20 protein-coding genes are annotated in these 22,193 nt (G+C 66.7%); 4 read left to right on the top strand and 16 right to left on the bottom strand.

Going from position 1 to position 22,193, the window contains the following annotated elements:
* Positions 1–85 precede the first annotated feature (85 nt).
* Positions 86–1,030, top strand: a complete 945-nt coding sequence (locus CXQ89_RS06375; protein WP_104052420.1) for a serine/threonine-protein kinase — start codon at positions 86–88, stop codon at positions 1,028–1,030.
* A gap of 78 nt (positions 1,031–1,108) precedes the next feature.
* Here CXQ89_RS06375 and CXQ89_RS18315 read toward each other — a convergent pair whose 3' ends face one another.
* The 5 genes from CXQ89_RS18315 to CXQ89_RS06355 form a co-directional block, all read right to left on the bottom strand.
* Entirely contained in the window at positions 1,109–1,279 is a 171-nt protein-coding gene (locus CXQ89_RS18315; RefSeq protein ID WP_181032240.1) for a hypothetical protein, read from the bottom strand.
* A gap of 173 nt (positions 1,280–1,452) precedes the next feature.
* Entirely contained in the window at positions 1,453–2,808 is a 1,356-nt protein-coding gene (locus CXQ89_RS06370) for an MFS transporter (RefSeq protein WP_104052421.1), read from the bottom strand.
* Positions 2,809–2,911: 103 nt separating this feature from the next.
* The gene (locus CXQ89_RS06365) at positions 2,912–6,007 is read right to left on the bottom strand and encodes an AAA family ATPase (protein WP_104160595.1); all 3,096 of its coding nucleotides are present in this window, start codon (positions 6,005–6,007) and stop codon (positions 2,912–2,914) included.
* The gene (locus CXQ89_RS06360) at positions 6,004–7,167 is read right to left on the bottom strand and encodes an exonuclease SbcCD subunit D (RefSeq protein WP_104160594.1); all 1,164 of its coding nucleotides are present in this window, start codon (positions 7,165–7,167) and stop codon (positions 6,004–6,006) included. Before CXQ89_RS06360 ends, CXQ89_RS06365 begins: the two co-directional genes overlap by 4 nt.
* A 155-nt stretch (positions 7,168–7,322) precedes the next feature.
* A complete protein-coding gene (locus CXQ89_RS06355; RefSeq protein ID WP_104160593.1) occupies positions 7,323–8,360 on the bottom strand; it encodes an MIP/aquaporin family protein in 1,038 nt (345 codons plus the stop codon).
* A 133-nt stretch (positions 8,361–8,493) separates the two neighbouring features.
* On the opposite strand from CXQ89_RS06355, the gene CXQ89_RS06350 reads away from it, so the two are divergent.
* Entirely contained in the window at positions 8,494–9,615 is a 1,122-nt protein-coding gene (locus CXQ89_RS06350; RefSeq protein WP_374952973.1) for an ADP-ribosylglycohydrolase family protein, read from the top strand.
* A gap of 6 nt (positions 9,616–9,621) precedes the next feature.
* Here the strand turns inward: CXQ89_RS06350 and CXQ89_RS06345 are convergent, their stop codons facing one another.
* The 8 genes from CXQ89_RS06345 to clpS form a co-directional block, all read right to left on the bottom strand.
* Positions 9,622–10,638: an exonuclease domain-containing protein gene (locus CXQ89_RS06345; RefSeq protein WP_104160591.1), complete on the bottom strand. Its 1,017-nt coding sequence runs from the start codon at positions 10,636–10,638 to the stop codon at positions 9,622–9,624.
* A 113-nt stretch (positions 10,639–10,751) separates the two neighbouring features.
* Positions 10,752–11,450 carry a DedA family protein gene (locus CXQ89_RS06340; protein WP_104052427.1) on the bottom strand — a complete coding sequence of 233 codons (699 nt, stop codon included), beginning with the start codon at positions 11,448–11,450 and terminating at the stop codon, positions 10,752–10,754.
* 141 nt (positions 11,451–11,591) lie between these two features.
* A complete protein-coding gene (rdgB, locus tag CXQ89_RS06335) occupies positions 11,592–12,224 on the bottom strand; it encodes an RdgB/HAM1 family non-canonical purine NTP pyrophosphatase (RefSeq protein ID WP_104160590.1) in 633 nt (210 codons plus the stop codon).
* Positions 12,221–13,015: a ribonuclease PH gene (gene rph / locus CXQ89_RS06330; RefSeq protein WP_104160589.1), complete on the bottom strand. Its 795-nt coding sequence runs from the start codon at positions 13,013–13,015 to the stop codon at positions 12,221–12,223. Before rph ends, rdgB begins: the two co-directional genes overlap by 4 nt.
* Positions 13,016–13,089: 74 nt before the next feature.
* Complete coding sequence (locus tag CXQ89_RS06325; protein WP_104052430.1) at positions 13,090–13,941, bottom strand: MBL fold metallo-hydrolase; 852 nt, start codon at positions 13,939–13,941, stop codon at positions 13,090–13,092.
* Positions 13,942–14,922, bottom strand: a complete 981-nt coding sequence (gene murI / locus CXQ89_RS06320) for a glutamate racemase (RefSeq protein ID WP_104052431.1) — start codon at positions 14,920–14,922, stop codon at positions 13,942–13,944. It lies immediately after the preceding gene.
* Positions 14,923–14,981: 59 nt separating this feature from the next.
* Positions 14,982–15,539, bottom strand: a complete 558-nt coding sequence (locus CXQ89_RS06315; protein WP_104052432.1) for a DUF2017 domain-containing protein — start codon at positions 15,537–15,539, stop codon at positions 14,982–14,984.
* A gap of 63 nt (positions 15,540–15,602) precedes the next feature.
* Positions 15,603–15,935, bottom strand: a complete 333-nt coding sequence (gene clpS / locus CXQ89_RS06310) for an ATP-dependent Clp protease adapter ClpS (RefSeq protein ID WP_104052433.1) — start codon at positions 15,933–15,935, stop codon at positions 15,603–15,605.
* A gap of 86 nt (positions 15,936–16,021) precedes the next feature.
* Between clpS and CXQ89_RS06305 the strand changes: the two genes are divergently transcribed.
* Together CXQ89_RS06305 and CXQ89_RS06300 are read left to right on the top strand one after the other, a co-directional pair.
* Positions 16,022–17,353 carry a nicotinate phosphoribosyltransferase gene (locus tag CXQ89_RS06305; RefSeq protein WP_104053656.1) on the top strand — a complete coding sequence of 444 codons (1,332 nt, stop codon included), beginning with the start codon at positions 16,022–16,024 and terminating at the stop codon, positions 17,351–17,353.
* Entirely contained in the window at positions 17,350–17,973 is a 624-nt protein-coding gene (locus CXQ89_RS06300; protein ID WP_104160588.1) for an isochorismatase family protein, read from the top strand. Before CXQ89_RS06305 ends, CXQ89_RS06300 begins: the two co-directional genes overlap by 4 nt.
* A gap of 684 nt (positions 17,974–18,657) precedes the next feature.
* Here the strand turns inward: CXQ89_RS06300 and CXQ89_RS06295 are convergent.
* The 3 genes from CXQ89_RS06295 to CXQ89_RS06285 are packed head-to-tail and all read right to left on the bottom strand — an operon-like array spanning position 18,658 to position 22,188.
* Positions 18,658–20,445 carry a DEAD/DEAH box helicase gene (locus CXQ89_RS06295; RefSeq protein WP_104052435.1) on the bottom strand — a complete coding sequence of 596 codons (1,788 nt, stop codon included), beginning with the start codon at positions 20,443–20,445 and terminating at the stop codon, positions 18,658–18,660.
* Positions 20,442–21,863, bottom strand: coding sequence for an MFS transporter (locus CXQ89_RS06290; RefSeq protein ID WP_104160587.1), 1,422 nt, complete (start codon positions 21,861–21,863; stop codon positions 20,442–20,444). The genes CXQ89_RS06295 and CXQ89_RS06290 overlap by 4 nt, the downstream gene beginning before the upstream one ends.
* A 13-nt stretch (positions 21,864–21,876) precedes the next feature.
* The gene (locus CXQ89_RS06285) at positions 21,877–22,188 is read right to left on the bottom strand and encodes a DUF3039 domain-containing protein (RefSeq protein WP_104052437.1); all 312 of its coding nucleotides are present in this window, start codon (positions 22,186–22,188) and stop codon (positions 21,877–21,879) included.
* Positions 22,189–22,193 lie beyond the last annotated feature (5 nt).

Raw genomic sequence — 22,193 nt, 5'->3', positions numbered from 1 at the left:
TTCGGTTATCCGTGACAGGACTGACACCCGAATGCCGCCTGCCGCTCTTTCTTCTTTATGTCGATTCACCTCAAGGAGGACACCCGTGGATGTACTCCTTGGGCACCGGTACCGCACCGTTGAGCTTTTGGGCACCGGCGGCGCTGCTTCGGTTTACCGCGCAGTGGATGAGAACCTAAACCGGGAAGTTGCCGTCAAACGCTTCCATCCCGACGTCAGTGATGACGATGAGTTCCGCCGCCAGCAGACCGAGACGCTGCTGCTGGCCACGCTGAACCATCCCGGGTTGGTGACTTTGCTCGATGCAGGCACCTTCGAAGAGGAAGACGGCCGGGCATCAACCTATCTGGTCATGGAGCTCGTGGACGGACCTGACCTTCGCAAAACGCTCAAATCCGGTCCGCTGACGCCGTCCGGAACCGCCTCATTGGGCGCCGACCTGGCAGATGCCCTGAATTATGTGCATTCCAACGGGGTCATTCACCGGGATGTGAAGCCCGCGAATATCCTGCTGTATCCGCAGGATGAAAACGACACCCGGCTCTACCCGAAGCTGACGGATTTTGGCATCGCCCGAATGACTGACGCAACAATGGCCACCGCACACGGCGCGACCATCGGCACGGCAAACTATTTGAGCCCGGAACAGGCACTGGGCGGTGCGGTTGAGCCGCGCACCGATATCTACTCCCTGGGCCTGGTGCTTCTGGAATGCCTGACCGGAGAAAAAGCCTTTCCGGGCCCTACCGTCGAGTCCGCCGTCGCACGCCTGGTCCGAGATCCGGAGATTCCGGCGGACCTTGGCACCGAGTGGGTGGACCTGTTGAAGTCAATGACGGCAAGGACTGTGGAGGCCCGTCCCGAAGCCCACGATGCGGCGGGCGCCCTCCGGGCTCTGGCCGCAGAGTCCGACGCCCTTCAGCATGCTGTTGCTTCCGCAGACTTCGGCCCTGACGACGCCGTCACCGGCGGAGTCACCACCGGGAATATTTACATTCCGCTGCCGCCGGCACACGCACCCAGCCTTTAGAAGAGCCGGGGCGGGGCCAGCGAACGGCACAAAGAAGCCCGGACCGATTCATGTCGGTCCGGGCTTTCTCCATCTGTCCTACTTGGAACCTTCGGCCGACTCCTGGTCTTCCTCCGGCTCAAAATTCGAGGGCTCATCCGTGGACGCGGCGGCTACGCCGTCCTCGGTGTCGGGGATGGTGCCCTCGGGACCCGTGGTCTTCTCCCCGCCCTTGGACTGGTCCTCGTTGGGGTTCTTTTCGCTGCCCATGGTGGGTCTCCTCATCCGCTGCGGCTCCCGCCGACTATTCCGGCGCTTCCTTCGATACTAAGGCACCTGAGCATGGACGGGACAGCGGCCGGGCCGCACCGTTCCCAAACCGGCCGCTGCGGCCGCCGTGGGAACGTGCCGCTGGCCGGGTTGGAACCGGACCGCTGAGACAGTCAGGCGCGACGGCGGCGCGAGGCGACGGCCCAGCGGGTGACCAGGCTCAGCACCAGCAGCGCAGCCGCCGCACCCACCGTGACCATGAAGGCCGCCTGGTGACCGTGGCTGTCCGCGAGCCGGCCGGCCAGGGCGGCACCCAGCGCGGTTCCGGTAACAACTCCGCTGGCCAGCATGGTCATGACCGTGCCCATCAGGTGACGGGGCGCAACCACCGCTCCAATACCAAAGATGCTGACCATGGTGGGGCCCACCGGAATGCCCAGAACAAAGAGCGCCACCAGCATGGTGGGAATGTCCGCGGGGAATAAGAGGAGCACGGAGAACGCCGTCATGGCAGCGGCTGCGGCCATCCACCGAGCTGCCGGTCCGAACCGTTCGGGCCAGAAGGCCACGGACAGAGCTGCGGCGGCCGAGCTGATTCCCATAACGGCGTACAGCAGGCCGGCGGCAGAGGAGATGTCGAAGAGTCCGCCGAAAGCGGTGAGGCTGGTTTGCGTTCCGCCGAAGAACGTTCCCATGGCCACCATGCCGAGGACGGGGAGCGCAATGAGCAGCCAGTCGGCCCGCGGCTCCACGGCGGCGGGCGCGGTCTCTTCGCCGGCGGCAGCGGCAGCGGTTTCCCGCCCTTCGCGGGCTGCACGTGCAGCACGGGCCGGAACCACGGTGCGGACCGTGGGATGCACGGCAAAAGCGCTGACCATGCTCAGGGTCAGGACAGCGGCGATGGCCAGCGGGAGCCAGGGTGCGACGGCAGCGGCGAGCAGCCCGACGAGCGCCGGACCGAGGACGAAGCTCAGTTCATCCGCGGTTCCTTCATAGGACATAGCGGTGTCCAGGTCCCGGGTGCCCGTGGAGTTTTTCCCCGCCGTCATGGCCATCCAGCGGACACGCGCGAGCGGACCCACCTGGGGGCACGTGGCCCCCATCAGAAAGGCGGTGGCGAACGCGGCGTAGGGGGTGGAAGCATCAGGCAGCTGAAAGGCCATGTACAGGGTTAATGCGATGGCCAGCGGGTTGACGACGGCGGCGGTCAGCAGAACCGGCCGCTGCCCGACACGGTCGGCCACATAGCCAAGGATGGGAGCGCCGAGGGCCGAGCCGATGCCGACAGCACCGGCAGCCAAACCGCCGGTGGCGTAGGAACCGGTGACACTCGTGACCAGGGTCAGGGCACCGATGGTCAGCATGGCCAGGGGAAGCCGGGCCAGGAAGGCGACCGGGACAAAACCGCGGCCCGCCATTGCGAATATCCGGGCGTAGCGGCCGGCAGTTTCTGCGGCGGCCTGGTCCGGAGCAGGGTCCTGATCGGGAGCCTGAGGGGAGATGGAAGGGGAAGACAAGTTATTACTCATGCGATGTCCAGATACGTTGCATCGCGCATCGTCCCCCCTCCCGATGCGCCGAACCCGGTTACGCATCCAGCTTACCTTCCCATCGGGATCTCTGCAGGGCGGCCTACACCCCCACCGGGTTCCCGGCAGAGAAGCGGACGGAAGACCCGTTGCGCCCCTTGGTGATCTGCAGCTGCGCCCCGATCCGCTGCTTCATTTCCGCCACGTGGCTGACCAGCCCCACTACCCGGCCGCCGTCGCGCAGCCCTTCCAGTGCGTCCATGACCTGTTCGAGGGAGGTCTCGTCCAGGCTGCCGAAACCCTCATCAACGAACAGGGTCTCGATGCTCACACCCCCTGCTTCCTGCTGGACAACGTCGGCCAGGCCCAGAGCAAGGGCCAAAGATGCCATGAAGCTCTCGCCACCCGAAAGAGTGGAGGTGTCCCGGTGCTGCCCGGTCCAGGCATCAGTGACGTGCAGGCCCAGTCCGGACTTCCTGTTGCCGGCGGTGGAGTCGCTGTGCACCAGCGCATAACGACCGCCCGTCATCGCTGACAACCGTTCAGTGGCGGCCGCGGCCACCTGCTCCAGGCGTGCAGCCAGCACGTAGGTGCTCAGTGTCATCTTGTAGCCGTTCTCCCCTCCCCCGCGCGCTGTGTCGGTGACAGAGCGCAGAAGGTTGTACCGCTCCTCCAGGGGACGGATCCGTTCGGCGGCCGCTGCCAGTTCCACTCCATAGGACTGCAGCGCCTTCGTGGATGCTTCCAGCAGACCCAGCTGGACCGAGCATTCCGTCAGTCGGGTGCGGGCGGACGCAGCGGCGTCCGAGGCGAGGACCAGATCCTCCTCTTCGGGCACCGGAAGGGGTTCGCCGTCCCCGTCCACATCGGCTGCCGAGTCCTCGCCTTCACGGCGCAGAACCAGCCGCTGGCCCTCCTGGTCGTACCGGCTCACGGTGAGTTTGGCGTCGGCGGCGGTTCCCTCATCCAACAGGGCTCCGCGCACATCCTGAACGGTGTCGAAGTCGGAATCCCGCAGCCGGGCAGCCAGGTCGTCGTCGGCCTCGGCTGCGTTGTCCCGCGCTGTCTGCAGCTCGGCGAGGGATCGCCGCGCCGCACTGATGAGGGTGCGGAGCCCGGCAAGGCAGTTCACTCTCTCGGCGAGTGTCGCGAAACCGTCGCGGGCAGCCTGCACACGGCCGGTGAAATCGGCGATCCGGCGCTCTGCCGACAGCTGCTGCTCCTGCGCCTGCGCCGCAGCAACCAGCGCTGCGGCCGCTTCCTCGGCAAGGTCGTCCAATTTTTGGGTCAGCTCCGCGCAGCGCGCGACGGCGGTGTCCAGTGCTGCGGCAGCAGCCACAGCCGCCGCCAGGGCACTCTCCGCTGCTTCTTCCTGTGCCTTGGCTGACTCCGCATCCCCGTCACCGCCCTGGATCCGCAGTTCGGCGAGGCGGCGGTTGTCCTTGTCCGCGCGCAGCCGTGCGGCTTCGAACGCGGCTTCCGCGGACCGGGTGAGCCGGCGTGCCTCATCCTCGTCCTGCTTGGTGACGGCGTTTTCGCCGTCGGGCAGGGCAGCCGGGGCGGGATGAACGCTGCTGCCGCAGACCGGGCAGCCCTTCCCGTCCTCCAGCCGTCCCGCCAGCTCCGCTGCTGCTTGATCCAACCGGCGCTGCTGCAGGTCCTGCCATGCCTGGCGGAGGTCCTGGTAGGTTCCGCGCAGGCGTGCCGCCTCCGCTTCGGACTCTGCAGCGGTGACAGAGGCATGCGCGTACTCGCTGATGGCATGTGTCAGGGCACGCGCCCGGTCCACCTCGTTCTGCGCGGTTTCCTGCCGGGAGGCCTGCTGCCGAAGCGATTCCAGTTCCCGGGTCACCTCGGACTGTTCGGCGCGGAGTGTCTCCCCCGCGGCCTCGGCTGCAGCGGCCGCGGCCCGGCTGGTACTGCCCCGGTTAACCGCGTCAGTGAGCTCCGCTTTCAGGTCGCCGATGCGTTCTTCCTCGGCCAGCGCAGCTTCGGCGGCGCCAAGCTCCGCGGTCAACCGGTCCTCGGCGGCAAGCAGCACCGGCGCAAAGTCGCCTTCCGCCGCTGCCGTTTCGGTGAGCCCGAACCCTGCTGCCAGAGCATGCCCCAGCAGCGCCTCCTGTGCCTGCCCCGCCGTTTCCTCCCGAACCCGAAGCCGTTCCCGGGCGGTATCGACGGCGCGGACGAAGCCGCTCAATGACTCGGCACGAAGGTGCCGTTCGAGGGCATCGCGCACAGGTTCCACTTCATCCCGGCGGGCGGCATGAGCCTGTTCATCACGTTCGAGCTGTTCCCGGGCAATTCCGCGGGCACGGCGCGCTTCCACGTCCGAACGTGTGTGCTCCGCTTCCCGCAGTGCAGCGGCAAGGACGGTGTGCTCTTCCCGTGCAGCCTCCGTACGCGCAGCAAGCAGCCGGCGGAATTCTTCCACCCCGGCCGCCTCTCCGGTTCCGGGCTGATCTGCTTCCGCGTCCCCGCCTGTGTCCGGGGCCGCGCCGTCCGCATCCCCGGCAGTGCTCTCCGCCCAGCGCTCCATTTCATCGCGCGCCCGGCGCATCACATGCTCGCTTTCGGCACGGGCGGCGTTCATCTCGCGCTCGGCTACGGCTAGATCCGCCTTGAGCTGGGCTTCGATGTTCTCGAACCTTGTGGTGCCGAACAGTTTCTGCAGCAGCGCGGACCTGCTGGCGGCGTCGGCCTGCAGGAAGGCTGCGAAGTCGCCCTGCGGCAGCAGAACCACGCGGGTGAACTGCTCCTTGTCCATGCCCATCAGGGCCCTGATCTCGACGCCTGCTTCATCATTGCGTGCGGTCTTCTGGACCCACTCCCCGTTTACGAGCTCGCGGAGGGTGGTCTTCGCCTGCTCGAGCACGGTCTTGCCCGCGCCGCGCTTGGCCGGACGGTCCCAGGCCGGGGTGCGCACCACTTCGAAGCGGCGGTCGCCGGAACTGAACTCGCACAGGACCTCCGGGGCGGTGTCCGGTGCTGCATGGTCACTGCGCAGCCGCTTGGAGGTTTGCCGGGAACCGGGAACGGATCCGTACAGGGCATAGCAAATGGCGTCCAGGATGCTGGTTTTTCCCGCACCCGTGGGGCCGTTGAGCAGGAACAGTCCGTGGGCGCCGAGCTCATCGAAGTCGATGACCTGCCGGTCCGCGAACGGTCCGAAGGCCTGGATTTCCAGCCGGTGGATCCTCACTGTGCAGCCTCCGCTGACTGGACCTTGGACAGGACTTCGGCGAAGAGCTTCTTCTCCTGCTCGTCCGCCTGCCGGGAGCGGACATGGTCCAGGAACCCGCAGCAGATCTCCAGGTCATCCGTGGCCCGGGCCAGCCGCTGGCTGTACGTCTGGTTGGCTGTGCGCGGCCCGGACGCCGGATCAAAGGACAGCACCAAAGTGTCCGGGAAGCGGGTGCGCAGCCGTTCCATGGCTTTGGCGGGACGTTCGTCGTCGGTCAGGGTGATCTGGCAGTAGGCGTCTTCGGCGTCAGCGAGGCCGGGATCTGCGAGCAGGTGCTCCAGCGTCCCCCGCAGGACCGCCAGCCGGCGCGGGGCAGGCCACAGGACAGGTTCCACCGAAGCCAGGCCGCCGGCGTCGAACTCCACCATCAGTCCGCCCTTCTGCTGGCGTGCCTCGGAGAAGGAGTACGGCAGCGGAGAGCCGCTGTAACGGACGGACGGGCTCAGTTCCTGCCGGCCGTGCAGGTGGCCCAGGGCGGTGTAGGCGAACGAGTCAAAGAGGTCCAGCGGCACGGCACCCACCCCGCCCACGGTGAGGTCCCGCTCACTGTCCGTGGTGATGCCGCCGCTGGCGAAGACATGCGCCATGACCACGGGGTGCACCGGCGTTCCGTCCGCGGCCCGGCGCTGCACATCCTCCCGGATCCGGCGGACGGCTTCGCCGATGACGGTTTCGTGGTGCGGGGTGTCCACTCCCAGCTCCGGCGCAGCCAGGCGCGGTTCAAGATAGGGGATGCCGTAGACCGCCACGGGTGGACCGCCGGTTTCCAGCAGGACCGGGTCCGGAATCTCAGTGATCCGGGTCCGCAGGTACACGCCGCCGCGCTCGAAGATGCGGCTGCCGAAGCCGAGGCGGGCCGCGGAATCATGGTTGCCGCTGGAGAGGATGACTTTTGCGCCGGCAGCGGTGATGCGGTCCAGGGCCGAATCCAGCAGGCGGACGACGTCGACCCCCGGGAGTGCGCGGTCGTAGACATCTCCGGCGATCAGGACCGCGTCCACCTCCCGCTCACGGACCGTCTCCACGAGCCGGTCGATGAACTGCTGTTGGGCGCTGAGCATCCCCACTCCGTGGAAGGAACGGCCCAAATGCCAATCGGAGGTGTGCAGTATTCGCATACCAACAAAACTACATCGCTGCACTGACACTCCCCGGACACCCCGGACATGACAACGCCCACCCCTGTGCGCCGCAGGACGGCGGGAGGGGCGGGCGTTGGCGGTGAGCTAAGGGGACGGAGCCGAGGCAGCCCCGGCGTGTCCCGGTGCCCGGTTTAGCGCCGACCGGTACCCGGGCGGCCGCCGTCGTCGTCGCCGTCAAAGAATCCGCGGGCGTCGTCGTCGTTTTCCCGGGACATCTTCGTCGGTGCCGCGGCTGATGCGCCCGCCACCGTTCCCGTTGCGGTGCCGGACGGGTGCTGTGCCTTGGCCTCCTCAACGTCGGCGTTATCGAGCTGATTGGCATCGTCAGCCCCGTCAGCCTCGTCAGCCTCGTCGGCCAGCAAGTCCGCATCCTCGTCTGTGTCGTCACCGCGCTGCGCATCGGACACGCTCAGGTGGACGCTGCGGTAGATCAGTCCGGCAATCAGGGCACCCAAAACCGGGGCAGCCCAGAACAGCCACAGCTGCTCCAGGGAATCGCCGCCCGCAAAGATGGCTGCGGCGGTGGAACGGGCCGGGTTCAGGGAGCCTCCGGTGATCGGGGCCAGAATGCTGAGCAGGACCGCGTAGGTCACGCCGACGGCGAAGGCCGCCGAGACAGCGGGAATCCGGCGGGCGGAGGCGCCCAGGAACACGGCAACCAGCAGTGCGGTGGCCACCACCTCGGCGAGCAGTGCGCTGGCGAGCGGGAATCCCAGCTGGTAATCGGTGCCGTAGCCGTTGGCCAGCACGCTGAAGATCTGGCGTGTGTCAGTCAGCTCAGGATGGCCCTGAAAGAGGACCCACAGGATCAGGTAGGCCAGGAGCGCACCGATGAGCTGTGCCACGACATAGACGGGAAGTGCTTTCCACGATGTGCGGCCGGCAGCGGCGCTGCCCAGGCTAATGGCCGGGTTGAAGTGTCCTCCGGACACGTAGCCGAAGGCAACCATGGCGGCGGCGGCGGCGAGCCCGACACCCAGCGGGGAAGAAACTCCTCCGGTTCCGCTGAAGATCGCCACGGCTGTTGCGAAGACCAGCAGAAACGATCCCACGCCCTCCGCGATGCTGCGGCCCAGCAGCCCGTAGCTGTGCAGCCGCTTGCGGGGTGCGGTATGGGCGGCGGGTTCTGCGGCGCGCGCGCCGCCGGCGGAGATGGGCTCGGGATTCATTGGCAAAGGTGTCCTCTTCCTCGTTGGCGGAGCTTAGCTTCTTCCGAAGCAAAGCAAACTAACCCAGCTTTCCATTTCCCGCTGTGAACCAGCTGGGGACTCGCTGGGCCTGCATGCTCGATATGCTGGAACCGTGAGCTTGAACCCTGAACAGTCATCTGCCCCTGACCCTTCTCTCAGCGGGTCCGGCGCGGCTTCCTCCCATCATCCGCGCAATGGCCAGTCAGGAAAAGTGCTCGGCTGCCTGTTGGGCGGAGCCCTGGGTGATGCGCTGGGCTATGCGGTGGAGTTTTCCCGCCTGCCTGAGATCCGCAGCGCCTTCGGTCCGGACGGCCTCCGGGACTTTTCCGTCCTGCCGGCTCCTGTTCTGTTCTCCGACGACACCCAGATGACCCTCTACACGGTGGACGGACTCCTGGAAGCGCTGGAATGGGCCAACGCAGGCCTGGGAGCCGACGAAACAGCCTGCCTGTGGCTGGCCTATCTGCGCTGGCTGAAGACCCAGGGCGTCGCGCTAGATCCGGGGGCGCCCAGCCCTCCGGCCCGATGGATTGATTCCCAGGCCGTGCTCCACCACCGCCGCGCGCCGGGGAATGCCTGCCTGTCCGGACTGTCGGGCCCGGACATGGGCACCAAGTTCCGGCCGGTCAATCCGGATTCCAAGGGCTGCGGAACGGTGATGCGTTCGGCGCCTTTTGGGCTGCTGCCCTATGTGGAGACCGCAATGGTCTACCGGCTCAGCGAAGATGCGGCAGCACTCACGCACGGGCATCCGTCGGCGCTGCACAGCGCGGCAGTGTTCTCGACCCTGATCCACGACCTTCTGGATCCGGCGGCTTCCCTGCAGGACGCCGCAGAGACGGCGCTGGAGCGGGCCGGGGAAAGCGGAGTGCCCGAGCTGGCAGAGCGGCTGGCCGCCGCCGTGTCCCTGGCCCGGTCCGGCCCTGTCCCGCCCGAGGAGCTGACCAGCACCCTGGGCGAAGGGTGGGTGGCTGAAGAAGCGCTGGCGATCGGCCTCTATGCGGCCCTGGCGACGGCGTCAGCCGCCACGCCGCAGGAACATTTCCGTGCAGCCCTGGCACTGGCCGTGAACCACGACGGCGACAGCGACTCCACGGGCTCCGTCACCGGCAACATCCTGGGCACGCTGTACGGCACCGAAGCGCTGCCGGAAGAATGGCTGGCCGCCCTGGACGGCCGCGAGGTTATTGAGGAACTGGCCCGGCAGTTTACCGCCGCAACCACCGCGGGCTAAGCAGGGCTAAGCCTGCCGGAGCGTTCCGGGCCAGGTCCCGTCGATCATGCGCAGGAACTCCGGTTCGGACAGCACCTCAATGCACTGGCCCTTGCCGTGCAGGTCCAGGACCCGGCGGGCCTTGCCCGTCAGGACGCCGTTGCGCAGGTCCCCGGCTTCAAAGCCGTCTCCCATTACCAGCACGGTGGTGGCCCGGGTGACGTTGGACGCAGGCTTGGCACCAAGATCAGCGGCAAGCTTCTTGGCCGACTCGCGGGACATGCCGAGGTTTCCGCTGAACACCACGGTTTGTCCGTACAGCGGGTGGCTGCTGTCAGCGAGGAGGTTGGGCGGCGGGTTCTCCCCTTCCACCGGCCAGCCTGCCCATCCGGTGGCGGCAGCCTTGGTTTCCGTGCCGGTTCCGCGTTCCAGTGCAGCCCGGGTTGCCTTTGACAGGGCGTCGACGCCGGGGATGTAGGCAGGCAGCCGGGACGGCACCATGCCCTGGACGGCGAAAAAGCCGGGCATGTCCGGGGCGCCGCTGCGGCGCACGATGTCCAGCATGATCCCCGCGCAGGCCCGGGCGTCCTCCACGGCGTCGTGGTGGTTCTTCAACGGTACGCCCGCGGCCTCGGCCGCGAACGGCAGGGAATGCGACACCAGGGAATAGGTCCGGCGGGAATGCACCACGGAACAGGTGTAGTCATAGGCCGGTCCGGGCAGGTCGGAGACCTCCAGTGCGGAGCGGATGACCCCCATGTCAAAGGCGGCGTTGTGGGCCACCAGCAGGTCCTCGCCGATGAACGCGCCGATCTCCGGAAACAGCTCCCCAAAGCGGGGGGCGCCGGCCACCATCGGGGCTTTGATGCCGTGGATGCGGGTGTTGCGTGGATCGAAAAAGTCATGGCCGGCCGGCGGCCGCATCAGCCAGGACACTTCATCAACGATGACGCCGCCCCGCACCTTGACCAGTCCCACCGAACAGGGCGAGCCCCTGAATCCGTTGGCCGTTTCGAAGTCGATGGCCGTGAATTCAATTCCCACGCGGTGATCGGTTCCTTAGTTCTGTTCAAGCGGGTTCTGTGCAGACACACGCCTGTGAAGGCAGACGGTGCTGCGGTCCTTTGATAAGGCGCTGCGGCAGGGGGCCGGGGAGCCTATTCGCCGTCCACCGGCTGCACCGGAGGGGCTGCCTTCTTGCGCCGGTGCGAGCGGACCTTGCTCACCACGTACCACGCAGCAACCAGGACGCACGCCACGATGACGATCTTCTGGAAGATCCCGGCGTATTCCTCCACCACGTGCCAGCTCTCGCCCAGGTAGAACCCGGCAAAGACAAAGATGGCGTTCCAGATCAGGCTGCCCGCCGTGGTCAGGCCCAGGAACTTCCAGATGGGCATCCGTTCAATGCCGGCCGGAATGGAGATGAGGCTGCGGAAGATGGGAATCATCCGGCCAAAGAACACCGCCTTGTAACCGTGGCGGTTGAACCAGGCCTCCACCTTGTCCACGTCCTCCAGGTCCACGAGGGGAACCTTCGAGACCAAGGCACGCATCCGGTTCCGGCCCAGCCAGGCACCAAGTCCGTACAGTGCCCAGGCACCCACGACGGAGCCGAGGGTGGTCCAGATCAGGGCTTCGATGATCGAGAAGTTGCCCTGGCTGGCGGTGAATCCGGCCAGGGGCAGGATCACCTCGCTGGGCAGCGGCGGAAAGAGGTTCTCCAGGGCGATAGCCAGGCCCGCGCCGGGAGCACCAATGGTCTCCATGACGTTGACGGCCCAGTCAGCGACCCCTCCCAGCGCCGATCCGTCGGTATTGGCGGTGGCAACTGAGGCAAGGATCTGTGTAGTCATATTGACCCCAATTCTGCCTTACGGAGGGCCCCCGGTGAAAACCCGACACTGCGCGGCAGCCTGCTCATCGGGTTTTACCGGCGTGGCCGGGGCCGGAACGGGGGCACGGCAGGGACCTGCCCGCCGTCCCCCTGGGCGGCCTTAGACCAGGGCCGCCACGATCGCCGGGAGCAGGGCCCGGAAGGCCTGTCCGCGGTGGCTGATGGCGTTTTTCTCCTCCGGCGAGAGCTCCGCGCAGCTGCGGTCATATCCCTCCGGGCGCAGGATCGGGTCATAGCCGAAGCCGCCGTTTCCGCGCGGTGCTGTGAGAAGCGTCCCACGCAGCTCGGCCCGCTCCACCACGGTGTGTCCGCCGGGCAGGGCCAGGGCCGCGGCGCAGACGAAGGCTGCCCCTCGGTGCTCGTCCGCTATGTCCGACAGCTGCGCCAGCAGCAGGTCCAGATTGGCGGCGTCGTCCCCGTGCCGTCCGGACCAGCGGGCGGAGAAGATACCCGGGGCTCCGCCCAGGACGTCCACGGCCAGGCCGGAATCGTCGGCGATGGCCGCCAGACCTGTTGCCTCCGCCACGGCTCGGGCCTTAAGCAGCGAGTTGGCCTCGAAGGTCACACCGGTTTCGGGAACGTCGGGAACTCCTGCGGCGGCGGCATCAATCACCTGGGTGTCGACGTCGAGTCCCTCGATCCGTCCGCGCAGCAGTTCGCGCAGTTCCCGCAGCTTGCCGGCATTCCGGGTGGCCAGGACGAGCCTGGCGCCGGCGGGAACGCCGGTGCTCACTCGTTGTCCCCGCGCGATTCACCCAGGGTACGGCGCTGGATTTCGGCCAGCTCGGACGTACCCAGCAGGGCCAGGTCCAGCAGGGCGTTCAGCTCGTCGCGGTCAAACGGTGCACCTTCAGCGGTGCCCTGCACCTCTACGAACTTGCCGGAACCGGTGACCACCACGTTCATGTCGGTTTCGGCCCGGACGTCTTCCACATAGGGCAGGTCCAGCATGGGCACACCGTCGATGATGCCCACGCTGATGGCTGCCACGGTGTCCAGCAGGGGCTGGGCGTTGCGGGCAATCAGCTTGTTGTCCCTGGCCCATGTCAGGGCATCGGCGAGTGCCACGTAGGCGCCGGTGATCGCGGCGGTGCGGGTGCCGCCGTCGGCCTGCAGGACATCGCAGTCCAGGACGATGGTGTTCTCGCCGAGGGCCTTGGTATCGATGATGGAGCGCAGCGAGCGGCCGATCAGCCGGGAAATCTCGTGTGTGCGGCCGCCGAGCTTGCCCTTGACCGATTCGCGGTCATTGCGGGTATTCGTGGCACGCGGCAGCATGGCGTATTCAGCAGTGACCCAGCCCTTGCCCTCGCCCTTGAGCCAGCGCGGAACACCGGCGGTCAGGGACGCGGTGCACAGCACCTTGGTGTTGCCGAACTCGATCAGCGCCGAACCTTCCGCCTGCTTGGACCAGCCGCGGGTGATGGTGATGTCGCGCAGCTGGTCGGGGGTGCGGCCGTCGGAACGGACGACGGCGGAGCCTGCGGAAGGCGTGGAAGAGGCATTGTTTGCTGCTGTAGTCATGAGCCCAGTCTATCGGCCGGCTCCCTCCGGACCCGCCTGACCGGCGGGGCTCATCGATAAGGCTTCCCGCGGGCCTAACCGGCCGGCAGAACCCCCGGATTCATGGCCAGCGGCACGGTGAAGGGACTGCCTACGTCGTAGGAGACGCCCGCGACGGCGACCGCCAGGTCTCCCGCGTAGGTTTCCCGGGCCTCGGCAACGGACACGGTTGCGTCATTCCACACCGGAAGGTGGGTGAGCAGCAGCCGGCGCGCGTTGGCGGCGGAAGCGGCGGCACCGGCCCGCCTTCCGGTCAGGTGAACACCCTCGATGGCGTCATCGCGGCCTTCATGGAAAGCTGCCTCGCAGAGGAAGACGTCGCTGTTGCGGGCGGCCTCCTCCAAGCCTGCGCAGGAATCCGTGTCTCCGGAATAGGCCAGGGTGTGGACCACGGGATTGCCTTCGGCGTCGACGCCGGTGGCCTGGACCCGCAGCGCATATGCTTCGTCCGCGGGATGCCGCACCGGATACGGCGTGACCGTGAAGGGGCCGATGGTCACCGGCTCGCCGCTGGTCCAGTGGTGAAACTCAAAGTCCTCATGCATGCCCGGGTCAGCGGGCAGCCCGTACGCGGTGGCCATGCGGTCCGCCGTGTCCCTGGGGCCCCAGACAAGGATCCGGTCCCGGTTCCAGCCGGCCGGATCCCAGTGCACCGCCACATGCAGGCCACATAGATCCATGCAGTGGTCCGGATGCAGGTGGGTCAGCAGGACCGCATCGATGTCGCGCAGGTCCATGTAGCGCTGCAGTGCACCCATGGAACCGTTGCCCAGATCCAGCAGGATGCGCCAGTCGCGCACGCCGTCATTGGCGGTCACGAGGTAGCAGGAGGCGGGAGAGGCCGGTCCGGGAAAGGATCCGCTGCAGCCCACTATGGTCAGTTTCATTTAGGTGCCGTTCCGAAGGGCGCCGTGCGGCCTTCCGTTTTCGCGGTGGATGGAGCGGGCTGCGGCAACCATCTCCGGGGTGACCCGGGCCATGCTGCCGGTTGGATAGTGGGCGGCCACGTTCTCGACGTGTTCAACGCTGAGGACTTCGGGGCCAAGGAAACGGCGGGCGAGCAGTTCAAACGACGCCGCGTCCCCCGTGGCCACGAAATGGTGCTGCGGGGCGGTGTCCGCGGTGCGCTGCAGGTTATGCGAAATGAGGGCCCGGTAGACGTCCTTGGCGGTCTCCTCCGCACTGGAAACCAGCGTGACGCCGTCGCCCATCACGTAGGAGATCACACCGGTCAGCAGCGGGTAGTGGGTGCAGCCCAGCACCAGCGTGTCCACGTCCCGGGACTTCAGCGGTGCAAGGTACTCTTCGGCGGTGGCCAGCAGATCCGGGCCGGCAGTGACTCCGGCCTCCACAAACTGCACGAAGGCCGGGCATGCCACGGACGCGATCTCAAGGTGCGGTGCCGCAGCGAACGTGTCGTCGTAGGCGCGGGATCCCACAGTGGCTTCAGTACCGATCACGCCCACCCGGCCGGAGCGGGTGGCCGCCACGGCACGCCGCACCGCCGGCTGGATAACCTCAATGACAGGAATGCCGTAGCGGCGGGTGTAACGCTCGCGGGCATCCCGCAGCACTGCGGCAGAAGCGGTGTTGCACGCGATCACCAGGAGCTTGACGCCCGAATCCACCAGTTCGTCCATCACGCCCAGCGCATTGGCGCGGACTTCGGCAATGGGCAGGGGGCCGTACGGTCCCTTGGCGGTGTCACCCACGTAAAGAATCGACTCATTGGGCAGCTGGTCGATCACCGCGCGGGCAACAGTCAGTCCGCCCACTCCGGAGTCGAAGATGCCAATGGGTGCATCCTGGCGCTGTGCGTCCTTCAGCGGTTCTTTCGTCAGCGTGGAGTTACCCGGGTCAGAGCTCATAATGTATCGACAATAGCCCTCACGGGCCCCGGCGCGTACTCAGTACAACGTGCTCTTGATCACAGCAGGGAACGAATCATGGCCTGCATCAGTGTCTCCTGGAGCCAGGTGACGAAGTTGTAAACCAGGGCCAGATAGCCGTCTACGTCCTTGGCCTGGGAGGGGTCCGTGATCCCGTGCAGCCGCTCGGTGTCTTCATCGGTCTCCAGCCCGAGCCGGTCCGCCAGCACCAGCCGCACATCGTTGAGTGCACGGGCAAAATACTGGGCCTGCTCGGCGTTGAGCAGCAGCTGCTTGGACTCCAGATGCACCGACGCCGCCCGCAGTGCCCCGGTCTTGTTTTCCCGCAGCGAGCGCTCGGTGAGGCGGCGGAATTCCAGGGCTTCGCCGTCGTCGCCCTGCACCCCGTCCGGCAGCAGACGGCGCAGCGCGGAGTCATCCGGCACACGTGCGCTCGTGTCCAAACCCACCATGGCAGCCAGCGGGTCCGCATCGGCGGGGGTCTCCGGTTCCAGCATGTTCAGCACATCGGCAAACAGGCTGCGCAGCAGTTCCCGCTCCCCCGCATCCAGCGATGCCGAAATGCCCTTGCGGGTGGATTTGAATCCGGTAGCCACGTCTGTTCCTATCCGCCGGCGGTGCCGGTCTGTGCTGCTTTGGCCGCTGTTGAGGACCGCTGTTTAGGGCTCGTCGGTCTTTTGAAAAGTGGCCCAGAGGCCGAAGGAGTGCATGGCCGTGGTGTCGCGCTCCGCGGACTCGCGGGAGCCGGCGGCAACCACCGATTTGCCCTGCTCGTGCACTTCCATCATGAGCTTGTTGGCTTTGGCTTCCGAATACCCGAAGTAGCTGCGGAACACGTAGCTGACATAGCTCATCAGGTTCACCGGGTCATTCCACACGATCACCACCCACGGCACATCCTTGCCAACCAGGGACTCCGTATCGGTACGCTCGAGGGTGTCGGTGCCCGCTGAAGTGCTCAGGACAGCGCCGGGTGCAGTGCTCAACGTCATGACTCCAATTGTAGGTTGGACCCGGTTGCGGAACCGCCACCGGATGCCTTCTACTCAATAAGCGAACGGGGGATAGAGTTTTGACTGTGAACAGCCCTTCAACGTGGCGCCAACCAAATGCCGCCCTCTATACAGACCATTACGAGTTGACCATGCTGCAGGCCGCCCTGCACTCGGGCACGGCCTCCCGGCGATCAGTGTTCGAGGTCTTCGGCCGCAGGCTGCCCGACGGACGGCGGTACGGCGTGGTGGCCGGCACCGGCCGGATCCTTGAGGCCCTCACGGCCTTTCGCTTCGGCGAGGACCAGCTGCAGTTCCTGGCGGACACCGCCGTAGTGGACGGGCCTACCCTTCAATGGCTGGCGGACTTCCGGTTCTCCGGCAACATCTTCGGCTACGCCGAGGGCGAGGCATACTTCCCCAATTCGCCAATCCTTACGGTGGAGTCCACCTTCGCCGAAGCCTGCATCCTGGAAACCCTGGTGCTCTCGGTCCTGAACCATGACAGTGCCATCGCCTCGGCAGCGTCCCGCATGGTCATGGCTGCCGGCGGCCGCCCCTGCATCGAAATGGGCTCGCGCCGCACGCACGAGGAATCCGCCGTCGCCGCAGCCCGCGCCGCGATCATCGCCGGCTTCGACAGCACCTCCAATCTGGAGGCGGGACGCCGGTACGGCCTGAAGACCGTGGGCACCGCAGCCCACTCCTTCACCCTCCTGCATGACACCGAGCGCGATGCCTTCGAAGCCCAGGTGGGCTCCCTTGGCGCCAATACTTCTCTCCTGGTGGACACGTACGACGTCGAAGCCGGCGTGCGCAACGCCGTCGCCGTCGCGGGACGGAAACTTGGCGGCGTCCGGCTGGATTCCGGTGACCTGGTGGCCCAGGCCCGCTGGGTTCGGGAGCTGCTGGATGACCTCGGCAACACGGAAACCCGCATCATGGTGACCTCGGACCTGGACGAATACGCCATTGCCGCCCTGGCTTCTGCACCGGTGGACGCCTACGGTGTGGGAACCTCCCTGGTCACCGGGTCCGGGGCTCCGACCGCCGGCATGGTCTATAAGCTCGTCAGCCGGGAAGGGGACGACCATGAGTTTGTCTCCGTCGCCAAGGCAGCCAAGAACAAGGCATCCCGCGGCGGGAGAAAGTACGCCCTGCGCCGGCTCAATGAGCACGGAACGGCCACGGCAGAGGTCATCGGCATTGGCCACCGTCCGCTGGATGACGGCAATGACCGTCCCCTGCTGGAGCAGTTCGTTGCCGACGGCGAAATCCTTCCCGGCTGGACCGGGGCCGAAGGCGTGGAGCGTGCAGTCAAACGGCACACCGCGTCACTGGATGAACTGCCCGATGCCGTACACCGCCTGCAGCGCGGCGAACCGGTGATCCCGACAGAATACGAGGAGGAAGCATGACGCGCGCCCTGATTGTTGTTGATGTCCAGAACGACTTCTGTGAAGGAGGTCCTCTCGCCGTTCCCGGCGGCGCCGACACGGCGTCGGACATCACTGACTACATCGAGACGACGCTGGGCCGCTATGACGTTGTGGCCGCCACTCAGGACTGGCACATTGAGCCCGGCGCCCACTTCTCCGACACCCCGGATTACAAGGAGTCCTGGCCGGTGCACTGTGTTGCCGGCACAACCGGAGCCAACCCGCACCCGGACCTGGACACCGAACACATTGATGCCTTCTTCCGCAAAGGCCAGTACGAGGCCGCGTATTCCGGCTTCGAAGGGGTGCTTGCCCCGGAAGACGAAGTGCCTACGGGCGATCTGGACGCGGCCGCCGCACCGGTTGATCCGGCTGAAACGGTAAGCCTGGATGACTGGCTTCGGGAGAACGACGTCGATGAGGTGGTCATTGTGGGCCTGACCACCGACTACTGCGTCCGGGCCACCGCGCTGGATGCCGTCGCGGCCGGCTATGACACGTATGTCATCCCCGAACTGTGCGCCGGAATCGACCGCGCGGATACCCGTGCCGCCCTCGCCGAGCTGGAAGACGCCGGAGTGGAGCTGCTGGACCTGTAAGCGTTCGCGCCTGGCAAGGCTGACCCCTGCCGGTCGGCAAACAGCAGCAGAGGTGCCGGAGCATGTTGCTCCGGCACCTCTGCTGTGTCTTGGGTGTGCACGTATGGCGATCTCGACCCCTAGAGACCCGCCGAGCTGCACACCAGATCCTCCGTACGGATCCTTCGTGCAGATCACGGGGCTTGCCGAAATCTCTCGTGCAGATCACGGGCCCATAACGGCCAAATTCGCATGTTTGCGCCCATTATCTGCACGAAGGATTCGCGCTGCCCCGGTTTACGCCCGTTATCTGCACCAAGGATCCGGCGCAAAGGCTCCGGTACGCACAAACGGTGATCTCAGCCGCTTGGAACCGCCAGCGCTGCACAGTCGATGGTAGCCAGGGGGTCCTTTGTGCGGATCAGGGCCCCAAAGTCGCTCGACCGGTGCTTTGGACTCGCCGTCTGCCCTGATGCTCCGGGTTGAGACCTCTCTAGTACAGATAACGGGCCTAAACGTCCCCCATGAGCCCGTTATCTGTTCTACGGACGCGAGCCGGGCCCCCCGCAAGCCCGTTATCTGTTCTACGGACGCTAACCATGGACCCGGACCAGCCCGCACGGCGCCGGCGCCGGCACACAACAACGGCGGGTGCCGGCTCCCGAAGGAACCGGCACCCGCCGTCGTTGTTCTGGTCCGTTTCAGCTATTTGCGCCCGATAAACCAGTCCTGCAGCTTCTTCAGCCGCTGGTTGAGCTGCTCCTCATTGGCCTGGGCCACGGGCGGTCCGCCGCAGATGCGGCGCAGCTCGCTGTGCACCACGCCGTGCGGCATACCGGAACGGGCAGACCAAGCGGAGACGTTCTTGGCCAGCTGGCCGCGCAGTTCGGTGAGCTGCCGGTGGTCCATGACCGCGGGAGCCGGTTCGGGCTCGGGTGCTGCAGCAGCCTTCCGGCCGCGGCGGGACAGCTGCTCATGCTGGCGCTGGCGCAGCAGCATTCCCACCTGGTCTGCGTCCAGCAGACCGGGGATGCCCAGGAAGTCCTGTTCCTCTTCGCTGCCCAGCTCTCCGCCGGTGCCGAATTCGCCGCCGTCGAACAGTACGCGGTCAAAGGACGCCTGGGATTCCAGTGCCTCGAACTTCTGTTTGGTGAGGGAGTCCGAAGCCTTTTCCTCGCGGTTGGCGGCCTCCATGAGGCTGTCCTCCAGCGCGAAACCTTCCTCTTCGAGGTGGTTCTCCGGGCGGTCCAGGGCGTGGTCGCGCTCCAGTTCCAGCTGGTTGGCCAGGGCCATCAGGTTAGGCACGGAGGGCAGGAACACCGACGCCGTCTCGCCGCGCTTGCGGGCACGCACAAACCGGCCCACGGCCTGGGCAAAGAACAGCGGGGTTGCCGTGGAGGTGGCGTAGACGCCCACCGCCAGGCGCGGAACGTCCACGCCTTCGGACACCATGCGCACAGCCACCATCCAGCGCTGTTCTCCGGCGGAGAACTCGTCAATCTTGTCCGAGGCCTTGGCGTCATCGGAGAGGATGACCGTGGGAGACTCCCCCGTGATCTTCTTCAGCTGGCCCGCATAGGCACGCGCGTCGTCGTGGTCCGTTGCGATCACCAGCCCGCCGGCGTCGGGCACTGCCCGGCGCACCTCGGAAAGCCGGCGGTCAGCGGCGGCCAGCACCGCAGGGATCCATTCACCCGTGGGGTTCAGCGCCGTGCGCCAGGCCTGGGCCGTGATGTCCTTGGTGACGGCAGCTTCGCCAAGGGAGGCGGCCATTTCATCTCCGGCGCTGGTGCGCCAGCGCATGGTGCCGGAGTAGGCCATGAACATCACCGGACGCACCACGTGGTCCTTCAGTGCCTGCCCGTAGCCGTAGGTGTAGTCCGCCTTGGAGCGGCGGATCCCGTCGCGGTCCTTCTCATACTCCACAAAGGGAATGGCCGCGGTGTCCGAGCGGAACGGCGTACCGGTCAGGGACAGGCGCTTGACGGCCGGTTCGAAAGCCTCACGGATGCCGTCACCCCAGGACAGGGCGTCGCCGCCGTGGTGAATCTCGTCCAGGATCACCAGGGTGCGGGCCGCTTCGGTCTTGGCACGGTGCAGCATGGGCTTGGAGGCCACCTGGGCGTAGGTCACTGCCACGCCGATGAAGCCGTCACCGTGGCGGCCGTCAGCATTCTTGAAGTTGGGGTCCAGGGCCAGGCCCACCTTCGCGGCGGCGTCGGCCCACTGGCGCTTGAGGTGGTCGGTGGGCGCGACGACGGTGATCCGCTTGACGATCCCGCGGTCCACCAGCTCGGTGGCCACGCGCAGGGCGAAGGTGGTCTTGCCTGCACCTGGGGTGGCGACGGCGAGGAAATCATCGGCGTCGGAGGCAAAAAACTTCTCCAGGGCTTCTGCCTGCCATTGGCGAAGCTTCGGGGCGGTGCCCCACGCGGCTCGCTCCGGGTAGGCGGGCGGCAGGGCCGGTCCGCCGAAGAGGGTATCTGGGCTCACGCTGTGAACGGCACCTTTCCTGTGTTCGGGGTAACAATTGCACTGCGGGCACCGGAGACAATCCCCAGGCACGCAAAAATGGCCAGGACAAGCCACATGACGCGGAAAACGCCGACTTGTCCGGAAGCGGCGGGGTCCTGCAGGAGGGCGAAGAGAATTCCCGCCACTGTGGTTCCCGCAACGGCTCCGAGCTGGTCGGAAATCTGCAGGGACGCGGAATTGCGTCCCCGGTCCGCGGAAGTGGACAGAGCCAGCACCATCACGGAAGTGCTGGACAGGGCCAGGCCCATGGCTGCTCCCGCGAAGGACCACACCGCCACGATCACCCAGAAGGGAATCGACGGCGAGGCAAGCAGCCCGATTCCTCCCACGGCCGCGGCCAGCATGGTTGCGCCGATCACCAAAAGCCGGTGACGCCGCCCGCCGGCACGTGCCTGCAGGAAAGAACCCACAGCCCAGCCTACCGCTCCTGCGGTCAGGGCCAGTCCGGCAGTGGCGGGGTCCACACCGTGCGTGGCCAGCACCATCAACGGCAGGAAGGCCTCCGCTGCCACGAATCCGGCACTAAGCAGGCCGCGCGTGGCGACCACGCTGGGCAGCCCGCGGGACAGGCGCAGGGTGCCCGGCGGCAGCAGACGGCCCAGCGCGACGCCGGCCGCTCCTGTTCCCGCGGCCGCTGCGGCCCACAGCAGTACGGCGGCCGACGACGGCACTGCGGCCGCGCTGCCCGCCCACTGCGCGAGGAACACGGCAGCGGCCAGCACCGTGCCCCAGAGCGCGCGGCGGCGGCCTGCTGCTGCGTCCATTGCGGGGCTGGCGGGCGGACCCAGGCTGCGGATCCGCGGCCAGACCATCAGTCCGGCAACCAGCACAATGGGAATCACAGCGGCAAAAACCCACCGCCAGCTCACGTACTGCGCCAGCAGGCCCGCAGCCAGCGGACCCACCATGGAAGGCAGGATCCAGGCCGCCGCCAGCCAGCCAAAAATCACCGGTTGGAGCGCCGACGGATAGATCTCGCCGATGATCACGTAGACCGCCACGATCATGGCTCCCCCGCCGAGCCCGGACACCGCCCGTCCGGCGGTGACAATCCAGAATTCCCCGGCCAGGGCTGAGAGCACCAGCCCGGCGGTCATCAGCAGCATGCCCGCGGCAAGCGAGGGAAGCGGCCCCTCGCGGTCACACCTGCTGCCGGCCACCACGGTGCCCAGCAGCGAGGCGGTGAGGAACATCGAAAATGCCAGCCCGTAGCCGGCACCCGCCGAGAGTTCCGCTGCCACCACGGGCATCGCCGTCGTCACCGCCATCGCTTCGAAGGCGGAACAGGTGATGATCGCCAGAATGCCCAGGGTGAGGGCCCGGTACTCTGCGGACATTGCGCCGGCGGGCCGGCGCTGCGGAGCCGAACCGCTCATGGACGCACCGGAATTATTTCTTGCCGTCCTTGGGCGCGCTCAGCCCATCATAGATTTCCTTGCAGGTGGGGCACACGGGGAACTTCTTCGGGTCGCGGCCCGGGGTCCATACCTTGCCGCACAGCGCGATCACGGGTTCTCCCGAGAGCGCGGATTCCATGATTTTTTCCTTGCGGACATAGTGGGCAAACCGCTCACTGTCACCGGGTTCGGTGTACTCGCGCTGTTCTTCGCGCTCGATAACGGCGGTGGAACCGCCGCCGTCGTCGAGGCGGCGGGCAGGGTCGTTTTCGAAAGGATCGGGAGGAAGACTCATGGCTCCCATCTTAG

The sequence above is a fragment of the Arthrobacter sp. ZGTC212 genome (assembly GCF_002929255.1).
GTDB classification, from domain to species: Bacteria; Actinomycetota; Actinomycetes; order Actinomycetales; family Micrococcaceae; genus Arthrobacter_B; species Arthrobacter_B sunyaminii.
This window is presented reverse-complemented; position numbering and strand designations above follow the sequence as displayed.